13 protein-coding genes are annotated in these 17,325 nt (G+C 28.6%); 8 read left to right on the top strand and 5 right to left on the bottom strand.

Going from position 1 to position 17,325, the window contains the following annotated elements:
* Positions 1-18: 18 nt before the first annotated feature.
* The 3 genes from KO506_RS16150 to KO506_RS16140 are packed head-to-tail and all read left to right on the top strand — an operon-like array spanning position 19 to position 3,452.
* Entirely contained in the window at positions 19-1,341 is a 1,323-nt protein-coding gene (locus KO506_RS16150; RefSeq protein WP_215995959.1) for a hypothetical protein, read from the top strand.
* Between the two features lie 3 nt (positions 1,342-1,344).
* The gene (locus KO506_RS16145) at positions 1,345-2,670 is read left to right on the top strand and encodes a M28 family peptidase (RefSeq protein ID WP_215995958.1); all 1,326 of its coding nucleotides are present in this window, start codon (positions 1,345-1,347) and stop codon (positions 2,668-2,670) included.
* A gap of 8 nt (positions 2,671-2,678) precedes the next feature.
* A complete protein-coding gene (locus KO506_RS16140) occupies positions 2,679-3,452 on the top strand; it encodes a hypothetical protein (RefSeq protein WP_215995957.1) in 774 nt (257 codons plus the stop codon).
* Positions 3,453-3,504: 52 nt separating this feature from the next.
* Here KO506_RS16140 and KO506_RS16135 read toward each other — a convergent pair whose 3' ends face one another.
* The 3 genes from KO506_RS16135 to KO506_RS16125 all read right to left on the bottom strand — a co-directional run bounded on the left by KO506_RS16135 (position 3,505) and on the right by KO506_RS16125 (position 7,889).
* The gene (locus KO506_RS16135; RefSeq protein WP_215995956.1) at positions 3,505-4,386 is read right to left on the bottom strand and encodes a carbohydrate kinase family protein; all 882 of its coding nucleotides are present in this window, start codon (positions 4,384-4,386) and stop codon (positions 3,505-3,507) included.
* Positions 4,387-4,510: 124 nt separating this feature from the next.
* Positions 4,511-5,785 carry a glycosyltransferase gene (locus tag KO506_RS16130; RefSeq protein WP_215995955.1) on the bottom strand — a complete coding sequence of 425 codons (1,275 nt, stop codon included), beginning with the start codon at positions 5,783-5,785 and terminating at the stop codon, positions 4,511-4,513.
* 4 nt (positions 5,786-5,789) lie between these two features.
* Entirely contained in the window at positions 5,790-7,889 is a 2,100-nt protein-coding gene (locus tag KO506_RS16125) for an HAD-IIB family hydrolase (protein WP_215995954.1), read from the bottom strand.
* Between the two features lie 291 nt (positions 7,890-8,180).
* Here KO506_RS16125 and KO506_RS16120 point away from each other — a divergent pair, with 291 nt between their 5' ends.
* A complete protein-coding gene (locus KO506_RS16120; RefSeq protein ID WP_215995953.1) occupies positions 8,181-8,756 on the top strand; it encodes a YdeI/OmpD-associated family protein in 576 nt (191 codons plus the stop codon).
* Positions 8,757-8,821: 65 nt separating this feature from the next.
* On the opposite strand, the gene KO506_RS16115 is transcribed toward KO506_RS16120, so the two are convergent.
* Entirely contained in the window at positions 8,822-9,904 is a 1,083-nt protein-coding gene (locus KO506_RS16115) for an HmuY family protein (protein WP_215995952.1), read from the bottom strand.
* An 11-nt stretch (positions 9,905-9,915) separates the two neighbouring features.
* On the bottom strand, positions 9,916-12,042 hold the full coding sequence (locus tag KO506_RS16110; RefSeq protein ID WP_215995951.1) for a TonB-dependent receptor plug domain-containing protein: 2,127 nt from the start codon (positions 12,040-12,042) through the stop codon (positions 9,916-9,918).
* A 100-nt stretch (positions 12,043-12,142) separates the two neighbouring features.
* Between KO506_RS16110 and KO506_RS16105 the strand changes: the two genes are divergently transcribed.
* The 4 genes from KO506_RS16105 (at position 12,143) to KO506_RS16090 (ending at position 17,318) form a co-directional block, all read left to right on the top strand.
* The gene (locus KO506_RS16105; protein ID WP_215995950.1) at positions 12,143-13,045 is read left to right on the top strand and encodes a DUF6607 family protein; all 903 of its coding nucleotides are present in this window, start codon (positions 12,143-12,145) and stop codon (positions 13,043-13,045) included.
* Positions 13,046-13,047: 2 nt separating this feature from the next.
* Complete coding sequence (locus KO506_RS16100; RefSeq protein WP_215995949.1) at positions 13,048-14,526, top strand: ankyrin repeat domain-containing protein; 1,479 nt, start codon at positions 13,048-13,050, stop codon at positions 14,524-14,526.
* Positions 14,527-14,530: 4 nt separating this feature from the next.
* Complete coding sequence (locus KO506_RS16095) at positions 14,531-15,025, top strand: DUF2271 domain-containing protein (RefSeq protein ID WP_215995948.1); 495 nt, start codon at positions 14,531-14,533, stop codon at positions 15,023-15,025.
* Positions 15,026-15,119: 94 nt separating this feature from the next.
* Positions 15,120-17,318 carry a PepSY domain-containing protein gene (locus KO506_RS16090; protein ID WP_215995947.1) on the top strand — a complete coding sequence of 733 codons (2,199 nt, stop codon included), beginning with the start codon at positions 15,120-15,122 and terminating at the stop codon, positions 17,316-17,318.
* The last annotated feature ends 7 nt before the right edge of the window (positions 17,319-17,325 follow it).

Below are 17,325 nucleotides of genomic sequence, written 5' to 3'. Positions count from 1 at the left end.
TTAGCTATATTTTTCTTGATGGAACAAAATTATCAAAATTCTAAATTCAGAGAATTATTAGACAAACTGCAACAAGAAAGTTGGCAACTAGAACTACTAATCTCTGGTTTTGCCATTTTCGGACTTTTTTCTGCTATAGAACCTATAGGAATTAGATACGATATTGCAGAAAATGAACAAGATTTAGTAAGCACAATTTTATGGTATGCAGCCTTAGTTTCTAGTTGGATTTTAGTTTCTAATCTACTAATACACGTAATTTTAAGAGGTTTATGGATTGGTGCTTTAGGCTTGCGTTATATTTCTGGTGACATAGATTACAACGAACTTAATTACTCAGAAAAATTCACCAACTTTCTACAAAAAAGAATTGGTTCTTTTGATAAGTATATAGCCAATTTAGAAAATTATTGTAGTGTACTTTTTGCAGTTTCTTTTCTTTTTATTTTCTATTTTCTGGCTTGTTTATTATGCATAGTTACTATTATATTAACAACCTTTATTTTTATAGATACTGATTTACAAAATACTTGGGGTTTTATATTATTAATAATTGGCATATTATTAATTTTATTTATTTGCTTTGGTGCTTTATTAACATTCATAGATTTTATTAGTCAAGGGTTTTTAAAAAGAAAAAAATGGACTTCTAAATTCTATTTCCCTATTTATAAAATATTCAGTTTTATAACTTTATCCTTTTTATACAGACCATTAGTTTACAATTTTTTAGACAACAAATTTGGCAAAAAACTCAGCTGGATTTTAATACCTATTTATGTGGGCATCATTTTCTTAACCACATTTAGCAACCATAAATCTAATTATTTAAACAAAGAAAACAGTTCATCTAAATATTTTACAAATGCTAATAATTATGATGATCAAATATTGCATGAAAACGATTTTATTAAAACTGCCTCAATTCCATCAAAAGTAATAACAGATAATTATTTAAAGGTTTTTTTAATTTATAATCAAAGTTTAGAAGATAGATTATATGATTTTAATAAAGGCTTAGAACCAAAAGAAGACAGAAGAGGTTTAAGGTCTAGTATAATTTCTTTAAGTAATTCACCTAAAAAAATAGATAGTTTAAGAACAGAATATTACAAAACTCTTAATGATACTTATAAAATTTATATTGATAAAAACAAACACGAATCAGATTTTATAGCAACCACAAACAAATATAAAAGACTGGGTTTTGAAACTTTTTTAGACATAGACACTTTATCTTATGGCAAGCATTTCTTAGAAATTACAAGAAAAAGAATTCGAAAAAAAGATACTTTAAACCCTATAATTGTAACCATTCCTTTTTGGAAATTTAAAAAGTAATACATGAAAAAAATTACATTCTTATTTATTTTATTTACTGCAGTAATTACTGCACAAACCAATCAAAAAATTTATGATATTATTGATGCTGTTTCTGCAGATAGAATTGAAGCAGATGTAAAAAAATTAGCAAACTTTGGCACTAGAAATACTTTTTCTGACACTATTTCTGAAACTCGAGGAATTGGAGCTGCAAGAAGATGGATAAAATCTGAATTCGAAAACATTTCTACAAATTGCGATAACTGCTTAAACGTATTTTATCAAAAAGATTTTGTTACCAAAAAAGGTAATAGAAGAGTACCTCATGATGCTTGGGTTGTTAACGTAATTGCTATTCAAAAAGGTACAAAATACCCTAACAGATATGTAATTATGAGTGGAGATATAGATTCACGTGCAAGTAACACTATGGATTTTACTACAGATGCTCCAGGTGCAAATGATAATGCCTCAGGAATGGCAGGAACTATAGAAGCAGCAAGAGTTTTAAGCAAATACAAATTTGAAAGTAGCATTATTTATGTTGGTCTTTCTGGTGAAGAACAAGGGCTTTTTGGTGGTGCTGGTTTAGCAAAATATGCTAAAGAGAAAGAATGGGAAATTATTGGTGTTCTTAATAATGATATGATTGGTAATATAACTGGTGTAGATGGTGTTACTGACAATAGATCTTTTAGAATTTTCTCTGAACCTGTACCTGCTAATGAAACAGAAAGAGCAAGAAAAATGCGTCGTTTTTATGGTGGTGAAGTTGATGGGATTTCTCGTCAGTTAGCAAGATATATACATAAAAATGTGAAGACTTATATGCCAGAAATGAATCCGATGATGATTTATAGATTAGATCGTTTTGGACGTGGAGGACATCACAGGCCTTTTAACGATTTAGGTTTTGCAGGAATAAGAATTATGGAAGCTCATGAAAATTACACACAACAACATCAAGATATTAGAACCGAAAATGGTATTAATTATGGTGATGTTTTAGAGCATGTAAATTTTCCCTACACAAAAAAATTAACTGCTGTAAATGCAATTAATTTAGCCAGTTTAGCTTGGGCACCAGAAGCACCTAAAGAAGTTGCCATTGGCGGAATTGTAGAAGCTTCTGCAAAACTTAAATGGAACAAAGTTGAAGGAGCTAAAGGTTATAAAATTTATTGGAGAGACACTACTTCTCCAACTTGGGATAATTCTAGATACGTAGAAACTACAGAATTTACTTTAGAAGGAATTGTAATTGATAATTTCTTTTTTGGAGTTGCTGCTGTTGGTGAAAATGGTGAAGAAAGTGTAGTTGTTTTCCCTAATAAAATTTTAAGATAAAATTAATTATGAAGTTAATCTTTAAAAGTATTCAAGTTATCTTTTTTTTCGTTTTATTATCAAGTTGTAAAACAGAAACAGACAACAAAAATGAGGTTTTAGTTTTAGGAACTATTCATGGAAGTCATTTAACTTCTAAAGAGTTTTCTGTCGATAAATTAACAAAACTAATTACAGAAATTAATCCTGATATTATTTTAACTGAAATTCCGCCAAATAGATTTGCAGAAGCAATGGAAGGTTTTAAAAGAGACGATTCTATTTCAGAACCTAGAGTTTTACGTTTTCCAGAATATACAAAAGTAATTTTTCCACTATCTAAAACAATGGATTTTGAAATTATACCAACTGCAGGCTGGTCTGCTTCTATGGCAAGAGAACGTCAACAAAAACTAAGAGCAATCAGTAGAGATTCCACAAGAAAAAAAGATTGGAAAAAATATATAGATGCTAATAGAAAATCTGATTCTATTATGGCAATTACGGGCAATAAAAACGATCCTTATTTTATACATACCAATACTTACGATAGTATTTATAATATTGGTTTAGAAGTTTATAATGACCTTTTTAATGAAGAGTTAGGCCTTGGTGGTTGGGACAATATTAATATTGCACATTATTGGAATATTGAAAAAGTTTTACAAAAATATAAGAATCAAAATAAACGAATTTTAATTACTTATGGAGCAGGACATAAAGTTTGGTTTTTAAGGGAATTAAGAAAACGAGATGATATAAAATTATTAGAATTAAAACCTTTTTTAGATCAATTAAAATAATTTAAAATACAATTTTATCCATGCATTGCATAATTGTTGTGTATGGATAAAATTATATTCCGATAAAATCAATAATTTCTTTTTCACTTATAATAGGATTTGCACCTTCACTTTGTGCAACTAAAGCACCAACAGCACAAGCAAAATCTATTGCTTTTTGTGGTGTTGATCCATTAATTAATTTACTCGTTAAAGAAGCTAAAAAAGAATCTCCAGAACCAACTGTGTCTTTTACTTTAATCTTGTAACCACTATTATAAAATAACTCATTATTATACAACAAAACAGCCCCATGTTCTCCTTTGGTAACACAAATATGTTTGGTATTTGTTTTTTCTGATATAAAATGAATGTTTTGTTCTAAATTAGAAAATGTAGATCCTAAAAAAGCACTTATTTCGTACAATTCATCATCATTAAATTTGATAAAATTTGCCTTTTGCATCAACTCTACTAAAATCTCTTTTGTATAAAAAGGAGCTCTTAAATTCACATCAAAAATGGCATATTTTGCAAAGTCTAAAAGTTGATATAAAGTATTTTTAGAAACCTCATCTCTATTAATTAAACTACCAAATACAAAAGCATCTGCTTCTTTTACAACTTCTGATATTTCAGTTGTAAATGCTATTTTGTCCCAAGCTTTTGGATGAATAATTTTATAGGTAGCTCCTCCTTTTTTATCTAAAGTTACAGCTACTTCTCCTGTAGAAAAATCATTTAAAACTTGAATAAATTTACTATTTATTCCATTTTCATTAATAAAATCTAAAATTGGTTTGCCTAATTCATCATTACCAATAGCACTAATCATAGTTACATTATTACCAAACGATTGTAAACGAATTGCAACATTTAATGGTGCTCCTCCAATTTTTTTATGTGTGGGAAAAACATCCCATAAAACTTCACCAAAACAAACAATTTTAGCCATATATTTTTTTAATTTCTTTATTGATAAAATGAAAAACTAAGTACAGTTAATAAAAAAGTAAAATGAGTAAATTGTGTTAAAATAAATATACATCAATTGCTCACTTTACTTTTTACATCAATTTTTAATATACATTAGTTTCTGAGGTTCTTTGATTTATAGAACTTGCAAAGATGGATAGCATTCGTTTTGCAATCCCTGTCCAACCAAAATTTCTACGCGCAAAACGTGCACCTTCTACAGACATTTCGTTTCTTAAATCTGGATATAAAAGAGGCATTGCCATCATTGCACCAAACTCTAAAGGTCTATGAGGATCTGCAAAAAGAGCTTGATTACCAAAATCTATTAAATCGCACAAACCACCATGAACTGTAACCACACTTGGTGTACCACAAGCCATTGCTTCTATGGCTACCATACCAAAAGGTTCGTATCTAGAAGGCATTGCAAATATACTTGCAGCTCTATAAACATTGGCTAAATCATCATCTTCTATATAGCTTTTCCATTTAATTTTATCCATAACACCAATTTCTGACGCTACTTTTTTTAGTTTTTCTATACCTTCTATATCTTGTTTAGAATCACCACCAATTGCAGCTACTAACCTTGCTTCTGGGCACAGTTCAAAAACAGTTGGTAAAGCATTTATCAATAAGTCATAACCTTTATTATGGGCCATTCTACCTAAGGCCAAAATATCTGTTGGGTTAATATCGTATTTTAATCTTATTTTATCATTTTCTTTTGATGGAACAGGAAAAAATCGATTTTCATCAATTCCTGGAGGAATCATACTGCAGTTTCTACTTAACACATCATATTGCTGAACTAACAAATCTACTTGAGGTAAAGTTGTAGCAATCACAAAATTACACATTTGATAAACGAAATATTCTTTTCTTATACGTTCTTTAAAACGATAAGTTTTTTCCATTTCTTTTTCATCCATATCACTACCCATAGTATGTTGTTTCCACCAACCTAAAGAATGTGGTGTATGAACGTGACAAATACCTAATTCTTCTGCAATTTTTTGACCTGCCCAACCTGCATCCCAATAATGAGAATAAACAACATCGTATTTTTTATTCTCTTTTTTAATGGCAGCTAAAGTATTGGTTACAAACTTTTTTAAATGATCGTGCATGTCTTCTTTTCGGATAAACTTTTTACCACCAAAAGGAATTCGCCAAACTTTGCAATTTTCATTTACATCATCATACTCTGGTTGATCTTCAAATTGTCTTGTAACTAAATCTACTGTTTTACCTAATCTGCTAAAACGTTCTGCTAATTCTAAAACGTAGACTACTTGTCCACCTGTATCTGGTTTTCCTAATTCTGCATTTGCCCCTACATATCCATGTAAAGAAATCATTAATATTGATTTCATCTTTCTATTTTTTAGTTTTAATTTTAGTTAATTTTAAATCGTGATAAGCAGAAATGTACTGAGCTGCAGACCAAGCTTGGTATGCTTTACCCATTGGTTTACCTGTTACACCATGTGCCCATTCTGTAAATTCCCATTCATGATTTATACCTTCTTTATTGATTAATGCTAGTTTGTGTAACTCTGCTATTGCAACATCTCTAAACCCTAGTTTACTAACAAATTTCACCCAAAAACCACCTACAAAAGGCCATATACCTCCATTATGATAATGGTTTGGTAAATTCAGCAGATTTACAGTATAATAAGGTCTCCAATCTGGATCTCCAGGACTTACTACTGGGTATACATTTGCAACAGGAAAAGGATCGTTTACACCAACACCTAACATAAATTTAAAAGTTTGGTGTGCTTTTTCTGCATCTATGGTACCATGTAAGAATGCTAAAATATTCCCTAGAGTATCACACCTCCAAGAAAAATCGAATGGTGTTGTTTGAGCTATTAGATAAGACGTATCTCCTAAAGTAAATTGCTTTTCAGCAAATGAAACTGAGGTAAATAATTGCTGTTGAGTAGATGGCCAAAAATTGGTAACAATTTCTTTTTTAATTACTTGAGACCATCTTATATACTCACCTGCTTCTTCATGATTACCTAACATTTCTAGCATTCTACCAAAACAAACATTAGATCTATACCATAAAATTTCATCATATAAAATGTTATAGCTTCTACCAAATAAATCTGTCCAATCTCCAGCTTCTGGTATTTCTAAAAGTGCATCGTTATTACTATCGTGTGCACCTAACCAACGCATTGTTTCTTTAATATCACCAATATATTTTCTTAAAAAATCGATGTCTTTGGTAACATTTACGTATTCGTAAAATGCAATTACTACCCAAATTCCGCTATCTATAGAACAAATACCTCCTACTCCTGAATAATCTGGAGCGTTATCTTTTATTCTTACATTTGATGGAATTTGACCATTTCTAGAAATATGTTCTAAAAGAGTTAATAATGTTTGACGTTGGCAATCGTGAATTTCTTTATCGTGAATTAATGATAATGAACCAATTACTGTTATTGCACCATCTCTAGCCCAAACACTGTAATAGTTTTCATCAGTACCATGTGCAACATTATCTTTTATAGAACAAGCAGAAAAACCTAATGGAGTTATATTTTTCTTTAAGGCTTCTACAGCTTTTACATAACCTTCTTGTATTAAAGCTAAACGTTCATCATCATTTTCTGATGCAATATTGTCTAATTCCTTTTGAATAAAAAAATCATCTGAATGATCTATATTCATTTCTTTTATTGCCTCTTTTGGCAATACTTTGTAATAAATTAAACCTTCTACAATACCACCTCCTTTTTCTTTTTCTGTATGATAAACTTTTTTGTGTTTTGTATAATTATAAAGCTCTTCATGTGCATTAGAAACTACAATTCCATTTACATTTTTTAAATCGAACATTGCAGAATCATTACCACTATCTCCAGCAACTAAAACTTGATTGGTTTTTAATTTTAACCTTCTTAGCAACCATTCTAAAGCATTACCTTTATTGGCCCATTTTGGCAAAATATCTAAAAATTTATTACCAGAATACACCACATTAACATCCATGTCTGCATCTAAAAATTTCTGAGATACACTTTCTATTAATTCATCGCTTGCATCATGAAAAAAGTAACTTCTTTTATAAGTATGCTGATATTTGCTAGGTTGCTCACTTATAGGATGATCTAAACTATACATAATGCTTTCTACTGATTCAAGATTCCAACCATCATCTAAAACATCATTAAACTCTTTAACTAAAGCGCCTTTTTTATAATTGTAAATATGTGTACCTACTCCAGAAATTATGTAGTCTGGTTTTGGTAAAACACCTTTATCAATTAAACTTAAAACATCATCAATTAATCTACCTGTATTATACGTTAAAATAACGTCTAAATCATCAGCATACTTTATCCAAGTTTTGGTAAAGTTACTTTTAAAAGTGTGGAAATCGATTAGGGTATTATCGATATCAAAAGATAATAATTTTATATTGTTTTCTAAATCTAAATTGTTCGAAATCATAAAATATTTTTATAAAGTTTAAGTTTCAATATTTGTTAAATTAGAAAAAACAAAAACCAAATCCAAGTAGAACTCGGGTTTTAGCTTTTCCGAATTCGATTTTTATGATTATGATAATTATAGGCATTGATTAATCTGATTGCCATAGTCTCAAAAACATCATTTTAGATAATTATAGAAGTATTTATTTTTATTTATCCTTAGAAATAGACTACTTTTTTCTCTAATATTCTTTTAAGCTTCTTTTAAAATTTAAAAAAATAAAATTCTCTTTTATTGTATATTTATACTATGATTGAAAAACCTGAACTTTATTTTAAAAATGATATTGAATGGAGAAATTGGCTCTCTAAAAACTATGATACATTTAAAGGTGTTTATTTGATATTTTACAAAGTAGAGAATAATGAAGAATCTATGAGATGGGAAGAAGCTGTTAAAGTTGCTTTGTGTTTTGGTTGGATAGATTCTACCGTAAAAAGTTTAGGAAATGGCAAACGCAGACAATATTTTTGCCCAAGAAATACAAAAAGTATTTGGAGCGCTTTAAATAAAAAATATATTAAAGAACTTACTGCAAATAATTTAATGCACAAAAGTGGATTAGAAATTATTAAAATAGGTATAGAAAATGGTTCTTGGACTGCTTTAGATCTTGTAGAAAAAGGGATAATTCCTGATGATTTACAAACTGAATTCGATAATAATAAATCTGCTTTCATCAATTTTAAAAACTTTGCACCCAGTTATAGAAAAAACTATTTGTATTGGATTCATCAAGCAAAAAGACCAGCTACTAGGCAAAAAAGAATAACTGATATTATTTCTTTATGCGAACAAAATATTAAATCTAGAGATGCTCGTTAATAATAAAAAGCTATCTAGACCAGAGTCTAAATAGCTTTCATAAAAAAAAATAAACAAAAAGAAAGTTATTGAAGTAAGCTATATACAAATTCTGGATGACCACGTTCTCCATCAGCATTTGTTAATGCTAAAAACTTTAATTTGTAAAGATTACCATCTGTATCATTAACAACATAAAAAACATTATCTTTTAAAGAAGGTAAACTACCTGGTCCTCCACCATTTCTCCAGCTACTTCCTATACTTCTTTGATCTGTTACAAAATTTGCTGTTGCAACATCTGCTAAAGTAAAAGTATCGTAAGTAAAAGCGTCTACATCTGTATCAATCATGTATACTTGTGCGTCTGCTTTTGTATTATTTGTAATAAAATCAGAATATCCGTAAGAACCATAACCTTCTATTTCGTTTGTAAAAACAGTAAAGTTTAAATCCCAGTTTTGTTTTTCTGGTTCTATAACTGATTCTGAATCTGAATTAAAACTAAAGAAAGTAAAATTATAAGCTGAATTTTTAGCAATAGTTACTTCGTTATAAGTTGTTGCATCTAAATCTGCATATTGTAAAACATAATCAGATCCGCTTTTTAGAATTCTAATTTTTTTCCAACCTCTAGTATCACCTGCAATAGCTACACTTCCTGTTTCTGGAGTTTCAGTGCCAACTTCGTATCCTAAGTTTAATAAATACACATTATTATTTGCATCTGTATCAGAAATTTCTGCAATTGCTGTTTCTGTTATTGTACCAATTGGTGCATCTACATAAGCAGTATTTGCAGCATCAAAAGTACCCACTGCAACTTTTGGTTGTAATTCTTGTACTTCTTCTGTTGTTGAATTTACTGCGTTTATATCTGTAGAAGATAATTGAGCAGCTGCCATGTAAAGTGATCCATTTAATGTTACTCTAAACTCAGAACCAGAGTAAAAACCAAGATCCCAAGAATCTCTTTTAACAACTGTTGTTGCACTTGTACTTAAATCTACATAAACTTGGTTTGGTTCATTTACACCACCTACTTCTGGTGCTATTGATGCACCATCAATTACAATAACAATTGGTTCTGTTGGTGTATCATCATCATTACAGCTTGTAAAAGAAAACACTGTAACACATAAAATAAAAGTTAAAAATTTGTTTGTCATGATTATTTATATTAAAAATTAAGATTGTATAATAGTTTTAAGTAATAAGATTTGCCATAACCCAATAATAATGCACTGTTGTTGGCAGAATGAATACCTTCTGAATTTGTACCACTAACGTTTACATTTACAACATCAAAAAGATTTCTACCTCCTAGAGTAACTTGGATTTTGTTTTTTAAAAATGATTTTTTTACTGAAGCATCTAACCAGTTATAAGCGCTTGTAGTAGATTTTGTGAAAATTGAATTACCATCAGTATCTACACCAGAAGACACATAATTTTGTTGTTTACCATTATGTTTTAGTAAAACTGTAAAGGCTGTCTGCCATTTTTTAATATTGTAAGTTGCACTTGTATTTAATTGAAAAGAATATAAAAACTCATCTTCAACATTTGCTTCATTTTCTGATACTCTAGATATTCCTTGTAAAGTAGCTCCTAAATTAAATGTCCATACATCTTTTTTAAAGCTGTTAGTTGTGGTAATTCCCCAAAGTTTATAACTATCTATATTTATGTATTGATATTGTAAAGGGATTGTATTTACAATAGCTAAATCTATTTTATCAGAAACATCTAAATAGCTAACTTTTAAACTATTTAGTACAGAAATATTATTTATATAACTGTATTTTTTTAGATTGATAAAAGCTGTAAATCCGTTTTCTGGATTCAAGTTTTCATTTCCTCTAACATCATGATTAGAGTCTACGAAATAATAATAGAGTTCTTCAAAATTTGGAGTTCTGTAAGATGTACCAATATTACCACGTAATTCAAATCCATTTTTCATTAAGTAACGCGCACTTAAAGAACCCAAAACTTTAGATTTAAATAAAGAATTGTATTCGTATCTAACTCCTGGTCTTAGTGTAAATTTCTCAGAAAATTTATATTCAGAAGAACCAAAAACAGCAAAATTATTTTGTGATTGTTCTTTATCTTCTCCTGTAATTTCTCCAGAAGACTCTGTATCAAAACCCGTTATAAAACGGGCTTCATAACCCAATTGAAAATTAAATTTATCGCTTTTTACAAGGTTATTAATATTACCTTTAGAAAATAATACTTTACTAGATTGATAAGTTTCATCGGTTTCATTACTCCTATCTTTACTTAAAATAAAGTAGTTAAACTCATTTAAATTTCTTTTTTGTTCTTGATAAGAAAGAGCAACATTATAGTTAGCTCCAGAATTTAATTGCCCTATAAAATTTAAATTATTTACAAATCTATTAGTTGTAAAAATTCTATCTGTAGCAGAAGGATTACTTGTTTGTGCTGCAACATCTATATTAGCTCTTACAGTAGCATCATAATAATTAATTAACTCATTAAAATATTCGAACTTATAAAAAAACTGAAACTTATCTTTACGATATTGTACAAAAGCATTGCTGTTTAACTGTTCTTTTGGCAACCAATCATAACCTCTTAAACCATCGTTTTCGTAATAACTTGCACCTTGCCTACCATTATAAAAACCAGCAAAATCATTTCTATTTACCCCTAACCTAACCAACCAATTATCAGTAAGTTGGTTTGCAATATTTAAAGATTGTATATGCCTACCTTCATCAAACAAAGCATATTCTTTACTTACAGTTTCTTCTTGTACAGAAGCTCTAATTTGCCAATTATTATCTATATTTTTTTTAGTGATAATATTTATAACTCCAGAAACTGCATTGGCTCCATACTCTACACCCATTGCTCCTTCTACAATCTCAATACGCTCTATATCATCTAAATTTATTTGTGTTAAATCGATGTTGTTGCCTAATCCATTATCACTTACTAACGGAATATTATCAACTAAAATATTAAAGTATTGTGCATCTAAACCAAAAAATGATATTGTAGACTTACCTGTTTGTGAACTTGGTATAATTGTTAAGTTCAAATTAAAATTCAATAAATCTGCTAAACTATTTGCAGCCTGATTTTCTATCTGCTCTCTCTTAATAACAATTACATTGTGTACAGATTTTTTTATAGACCTTGGGTTATATTGACCAGTAATTACAACTTCATCTAAATTGGTAACTTCTGTACTATCTTTTTTTTGCTCTTGAGCATAACTTATTGTAGTTATTGAAAAAAAAAGTACGACTAAACTTCTATTTAGAAACATTCTTAATAATTTTCGACAAATATATATCTTATTTTTAATCAATCTAAATAAATTGTATATTTTTGTAAAAAAATTAAATACAACTTAAATAAAATTATAAATGAAAAAATTAGTACTAGCAAGTTTAATATGTATTGTAGCAATGACTACAAATGGACAAAGCAAAAAAACAAAAGACAAAAATGCTATAAAAGAAATGTGCGGCTGTTTTGAGGTAACTTTCAATTTTGCTGAAACTTTTAATTATAGCGAAGATGAAGGTTACAAACCTTCTAAAACTAAAGTTGATAAAGGTTTAGAATGGGCAGGTTTAGTGGTTGATGATAACAACAAAATATCAATTCAACATTTGCTTCAAGTTGGTAATCCTGCAAAGCCAATGATAATTAAGCATTGGAGACAAGATTGGTTGTATGAAAACACAGACTTTTATGTTTACAATGGAGATAATGAATGGACATTTACCCAAGAAGATAAAGGAAATGTAAAAAAACAATGGACACAAAAAGTGTATCAAGTAGATGACAGCCCTAGATATGAAGGTTCTGGTTCTTGGGTACATGTAGATGGAAAAAGCTATTGGGAAAATACAACAACAGCACCTTTACCAAGAAGAGAATACACCAAAAGAAGCGATTACAACATAACCTTAAGAGGCAACAGACACGAAATTACAAATTATGGTTGGGTACATGACCAAGATAATAGTAAAGTAATTCGTGAATCTGGAAAAGATGATGTTGTTTTAGCTAAAGAAAAAGGATACAATACATATAAAAGAGTTGATGATAGTAAATGTAAAGCAGCTGCAGATTGGTGGGTTGCTCATAATGATAAATGGCAATTGGTTAGAAATAAATGGGCAGAAGTTTATGGCAGAAACACTGATTTATCTTTAGAAACAAAAGTAGGCAACAAACAACTTTATAAACATTTATTTTCTGATGATATTACAGAAGAAAAAGAAATGAATTCTATAATTGAATCTTTTGTAAAAAAATAAAAATGAAAAAATCACAAAAAATATCAATCATATTATTTCTGATTAGCATTGGAACTTTTGCACAACAAAAGAATATTTTTCACGACAGAGGTTTCTGGAAATCTAAACCAACCATAGAAATTATTGAACAAAAAATTGCAGCAGGCAGTGATATAGAAAAATCGAACAGTAATGCTTTTGATGCAACTGTTTATGGTATTCTAGAAAAATCTGATGATAAAATAATTGAGTATATAATTTCTAAAAATGGAAACAATGTAAATAAACTAACTCACGATGGTAGAACTTATTTACATTGGGCAGCTTACAGTGGCAAATTAGAAATTATGAAATACTTAATTTCTAAAGGTGCAAAAACTGATGTTATAGATACACATGGTAATACTTTCTTAAATTTTGCAGCTTCTTCTGGACAAGGTAATCTAGAAATTTATAAGTACGGAATTGAAGTTGGAGCAAACATCACCAAAGAGAAAAATCATGATGGTGCAAATGCTTTATTGTTAATTGCCTCTAATGTAAAAGATTTTAAAATTGTAGATCTTTTTGTTGCAAATGGTACTTCATTAAATGATAAAGATGACAATGGTAATGGCTTTTTTGAATATGCTGCAAAAGGTGGAAACACTAAATTTTTATCAACTTTAATTGAAAAAGGAATTGATACTGGTAACAATGCTATGATTTTTGCTAGCCAAGGTTCTAGAAGAAAAAGCAATACTTTAGAAACTTATCAGTTTTTAGCAGATAATGGGATTAAAGTAAATGCTGTCGATCATGAAAACAGAAATCCTTTACATTTCATTGCAAGAAACAATAAAGACATTAATATTTATAAATTCTTTATAGATAAAGGTGTAGATATAAATTTACAAGATAATGAAGGTAATACTCCTTTTATGGTGTCAACAACTAGTGGTAACTTAAAAACTATAGAGTTTTTAGCTAAAGATGTAAAAAACATCAACCTAAAGAATAAAAGAGGAACTACAGCATTAACTAATGCAGTTGTTAGAAACTCTGCAGATGTTATTACTTTTCTAATCGAAAAAGGTGCTGATATTAATACTTTAGACAAAGATGGCAATACACTTTCTTACTACTTAATTAATAGTTTTGGAGGTAGAAACAAAGATGCTTTCGAAACAAAATTAAAGGTTTTAGAAAAAAACGGATTGATTATAAACAAACCTCAAAACTCTAGTAACACTTTATTACATATTGCTGCAAACGAAAATAATTTAGCTTTATTAAAAAGATTGGCTAGTTTTAATATTGATGTAAATGCAAAAAATAAAGAAGGTATTACAGCTTTACAAATTTCTGCAATGAAAGCCAAAGATGATAAAATCATAAAATACTTAATAGGTATTGGTGCAGACAAAAACATTAAAACAGATTTTGATGAAACTGTATATGATTTAGCATCAGAAAATGAATTGTTAAAGAAACAAAATGTAAACATTAGCTTTTTAAAATAAGAAGATGAAAACTAAAAGAACCCTTTTAATATTGCCAGTTGTATTATTAATGATAACTGCTTTATTTAGTTTTAAAAAACACACAGAAAGTTCGCCTTATAAATGTATGATTCAAATGAAAAATTATACAGGTGAAGGTGCTTATATAGTAATCTCTTTGTTAAATCCTGAAGGTGAATATGAAGAAACTTTATATGTACAAGGTGATGATGATGAGTGGTATTTTGATATTACAGAATGGTGGAATTTTCAAGGAAAAAAACGTGCTGATATAGATGCTATTACAGGTGCAACTATTAGTGGTGGAGAACGTTCTATAAGCGTTATTCAAATTCCTGATGATAAACTAGATCAAGGTTATAAAATTCGTTTTGAAACTGCTGTAGAAGACCAAGATTATCATAAAGATGATGTTGAATTTGAATTAACTTCAGAAAATATAAAATCTAAAATTGAAGGTAAAGGATTTATTCGATATATAAGAATGATGCCTCAATAACTTAATTAATAGCAATTCCACTGATTAACCAGAATTGATTTAACTAACCAATTGGTGGATTTGCTTATAAAACACAGTTAGAACTAACTCTTTTATGACAATTTCTATTTGGAGATATAGCCACTTAACCTTGGCAATATCTACTGCTTTATTTATTATTATTGCTTCACTTACAGGAATAATTCTAGCTTTTGAACCAATTTTTAATAAGCTACAACCTTATTCTACTGTAAATATTGAACAAATTTCTATTGCAGAAACTGTAGCTATTTTATCAGAAAAATATGATGAAATAATTACCCTGGAAGTTGATGAAAATAATTTTGTAAGTGCTTCTGTAGTTACCAAAGATGGCAAAAGCGAAACTTTTTACTTAAATCCAAAAACAGGTAAAAAAGTGGGTGATCTAATAGAAAAATCACCCATTTTTGAATTTGCAACCAACTTACATAGATCTTTATTCTTAAAATCTACAGGTCGTTTTTTAATTGGTTTTGTTTCTTTTCTACTATTACTAATTGCCATTTCTGGAGTTATTTTAATTGCTAAAAGACAAGGAGGCTTTTTTAAGGTTTTCACTAAAATAGTAAAAGAAAATTTTAATCAATATTACCATATTGTTTTTGGTAGATGGTTTTTAATTCCGATTATAATTATCACAATAACTGGTGTTTATTTATCATTAGAAAAATTCTCTTTGTTGCCAAAGGATAAAAATAAACATCAAAAAAACACCGCATTTACAAATACAACAAGCCAACTAAAACCTACTGATTTTGACTTTTTTAAAACTACAAAATTAGCGGATGTAACAAGTTTAGAATTCCCTTTTTCTTCAGATGAAGAAGATTATTTTTACCTAAAAACTATAGATAATGAATTTGCTATTCATCAATTTAATGGTCAAATAGTAAGTAATAAAAAACAATCTTTAACTAGTTTAGGATCTTATTATAGTTTAATACTACATACAGGTCAAGGTTCAATTTTATGGTCTATAGTTTTACTCTTGGCGTGTTTTGCTCTTCTATTTTTTATCTTTTCTGGTTTTTCACTTACAATTAAAAGAAGAAAAAATACATCAGTGGTTAAAAATAGGTTTAACAAAGATGATGCTGAATTTATAATTTTGGTAGGCTCAGAAACTGGAAGCACATATAACTTTGCAACAGTATTCTATAAAGCAATATTATCAGCCAATAAAAAGGTTTTTATAACAGATTTAAATAGTTATACTACTTTTAAAAAAGCCAAAAACATTATTGTATTTGCTGCCACTTATGGTGATGGAGAAGCACCAATTAATGCAACTAAATTTTTGGCACAATTCAAAAAAGTAAATCAAACAAATACCATACAGTTTTCTGTAGTTGGTTTTGGGTCTACAGACTATCAAGCTTACTGTAAATACGCAATTTTAGTACATTCTAGTCTGCAAATACAAGATAATTTTATACCTGTTTTACCTATTTCTAAAATCGATAATCAATCTTTTACATCTTTTAAAAATTGGTTAAAAGAGTGGAACTCTTATTACAAATTAAATTTACATATTAATAAAGAAGATTTAGATAAGAACAAACCTAAAGAACAAATTTTCACAGTTATTAATAAAACTGAATTAAACTGTGATGGTACTTTTTTAATTGAACTAAAACCATCAAAAAAAATAAAATTTACTTCTGGAGATTTATTGTCTATCACACCAAAAAACGAAACTAAAAGTCGTTTGTATTCTATAGCAAAAGTAGATGAAAATATATTGCTGAGCATTAAAAAACACGAATTTGGTGTTTGTTCTAATTATCTGAATTTTGTAAATAAAAATAATAAAATTGTAGCATCTATTGTTAAAAATGATAGTTTTCATTTTCCAAAAAAAGCCAAAGAAATTATCTTAATTGCAAACGGAACAGGAATTGCTCCGTTTTTAGGAATGATCACTAAAAAAAGTAAAAAGAAGATTCATTTGTTTTGGGGAGGTAGAACTAAAGAATCTTTTAAAATTTATCAGAAAAAGATAGAGAACGCTATAGAAAATAAAAATTTAACTTCTTTCCATTCTGCTTTTTCACAAGAACAAAAAGAAAAAAATTATGTTCAAGATCTTTTAAAAAATCATTCTGAATTAATTGTAAGGACTTTAAAAAATGGAGATAAAATTTTAATTTGTGGTTCTTTAGCTATGCAAAGAGGAGTTATATCTGCACTGAATACTATTACAGAAAAATCATTAAGAACAACTTTAAAAGTTTATCAAGAGAATCATCAAATTAAAACAGATTGTTATTAAATGTAAA

The organism is Polaribacter vadi (assembly GCF_018861005.1).
Lineage (GTDB): Bacteria > Bacteroidota > Bacteroidia > Flavobacteriales > Flavobacteriaceae > Polaribacter > Polaribacter vadi_A.
This window is presented reverse-complemented; position numbering and strand designations above follow the sequence as displayed.

Excerpts from the sequence above, each read along its gene's own strand:
- KO506_RS16115 (WP_215995952.1), bottom strand. The coding sequence starts at position 9,904 with ATGACAAACAAATTTTTAACTTTTATTTTATGTGTTACAGTGTTTTCT.
- KO506_RS16125 (WP_215995954.1), bottom strand. The coding sequence starts at position 7,889 with ATGATTTCGAACAATTTAGATTTAGAAAACAATATAAAATTATTATCT.
- KO506_RS16150 (WP_215995959.1), top strand. The coding sequence starts at position 19 with ATGGAACAAAATTATCAAAATTCTAAATTCAGAGAATTATTAGACAAA.
- KO506_RS16105 (WP_215995950.1), top strand. The coding sequence starts at position 12,143 with ATGAAAAAATTAGTACTAGCAAGTTTAATATGTATTGTAGCAATGACT.
- KO506_RS16095 (WP_215995948.1), top strand. The coding sequence starts at position 14,531 with ATGAAAACTAAAAGAACCCTTTTAATATTGCCAGTTGTATTATTAATG.
- KO506_RS16090 (WP_215995947.1), top strand. The coding sequence starts at position 15,120 with ATGACAATTTCTATTTGGAGATATAGCCACTTAACCTTGGCAATATCT.
- KO506_RS16120 (WP_215995953.1), top strand. The coding sequence starts at position 8,181 with ATGATTGAAAAACCTGAACTTTATTTTAAAAATGATATTGAATGGAGA.
- KO506_RS16145 (WP_215995958.1), top strand. The coding sequence starts at position 1,345 with ATGAAAAAAATTACATTCTTATTTATTTTATTTACTGCAGTAATTACT.
- KO506_RS16100 (WP_215995949.1), top strand. The coding sequence starts at position 13,048 with ATGAAAAAATCACAAAAAATATCAATCATATTATTTCTGATTAGCATT.
- KO506_RS16135 (WP_215995956.1), bottom strand. The coding sequence starts at position 4,386 with ATGGCTAAAATTGTTTGTTTTGGTGAAGTTTTATGGGATGTTTTTCCC.
- KO506_RS16140 (WP_215995957.1), top strand. The coding sequence starts at position 2,679 with ATGAAGTTAATCTTTAAAAGTATTCAAGTTATCTTTTTTTTCGTTTTA.
- KO506_RS16110 (WP_215995951.1), bottom strand. The coding sequence starts at position 12,042 with ATGTTTCTAAATAGAAGTTTAGTCGTACTTTTTTTTTCAATAACTACA.
- KO506_RS16130 (WP_215995955.1), bottom strand. The coding sequence starts at position 5,785 with ATGAAATCAATATTAATGATTTCTTTACATGGATATGTAGGGGCAAAT.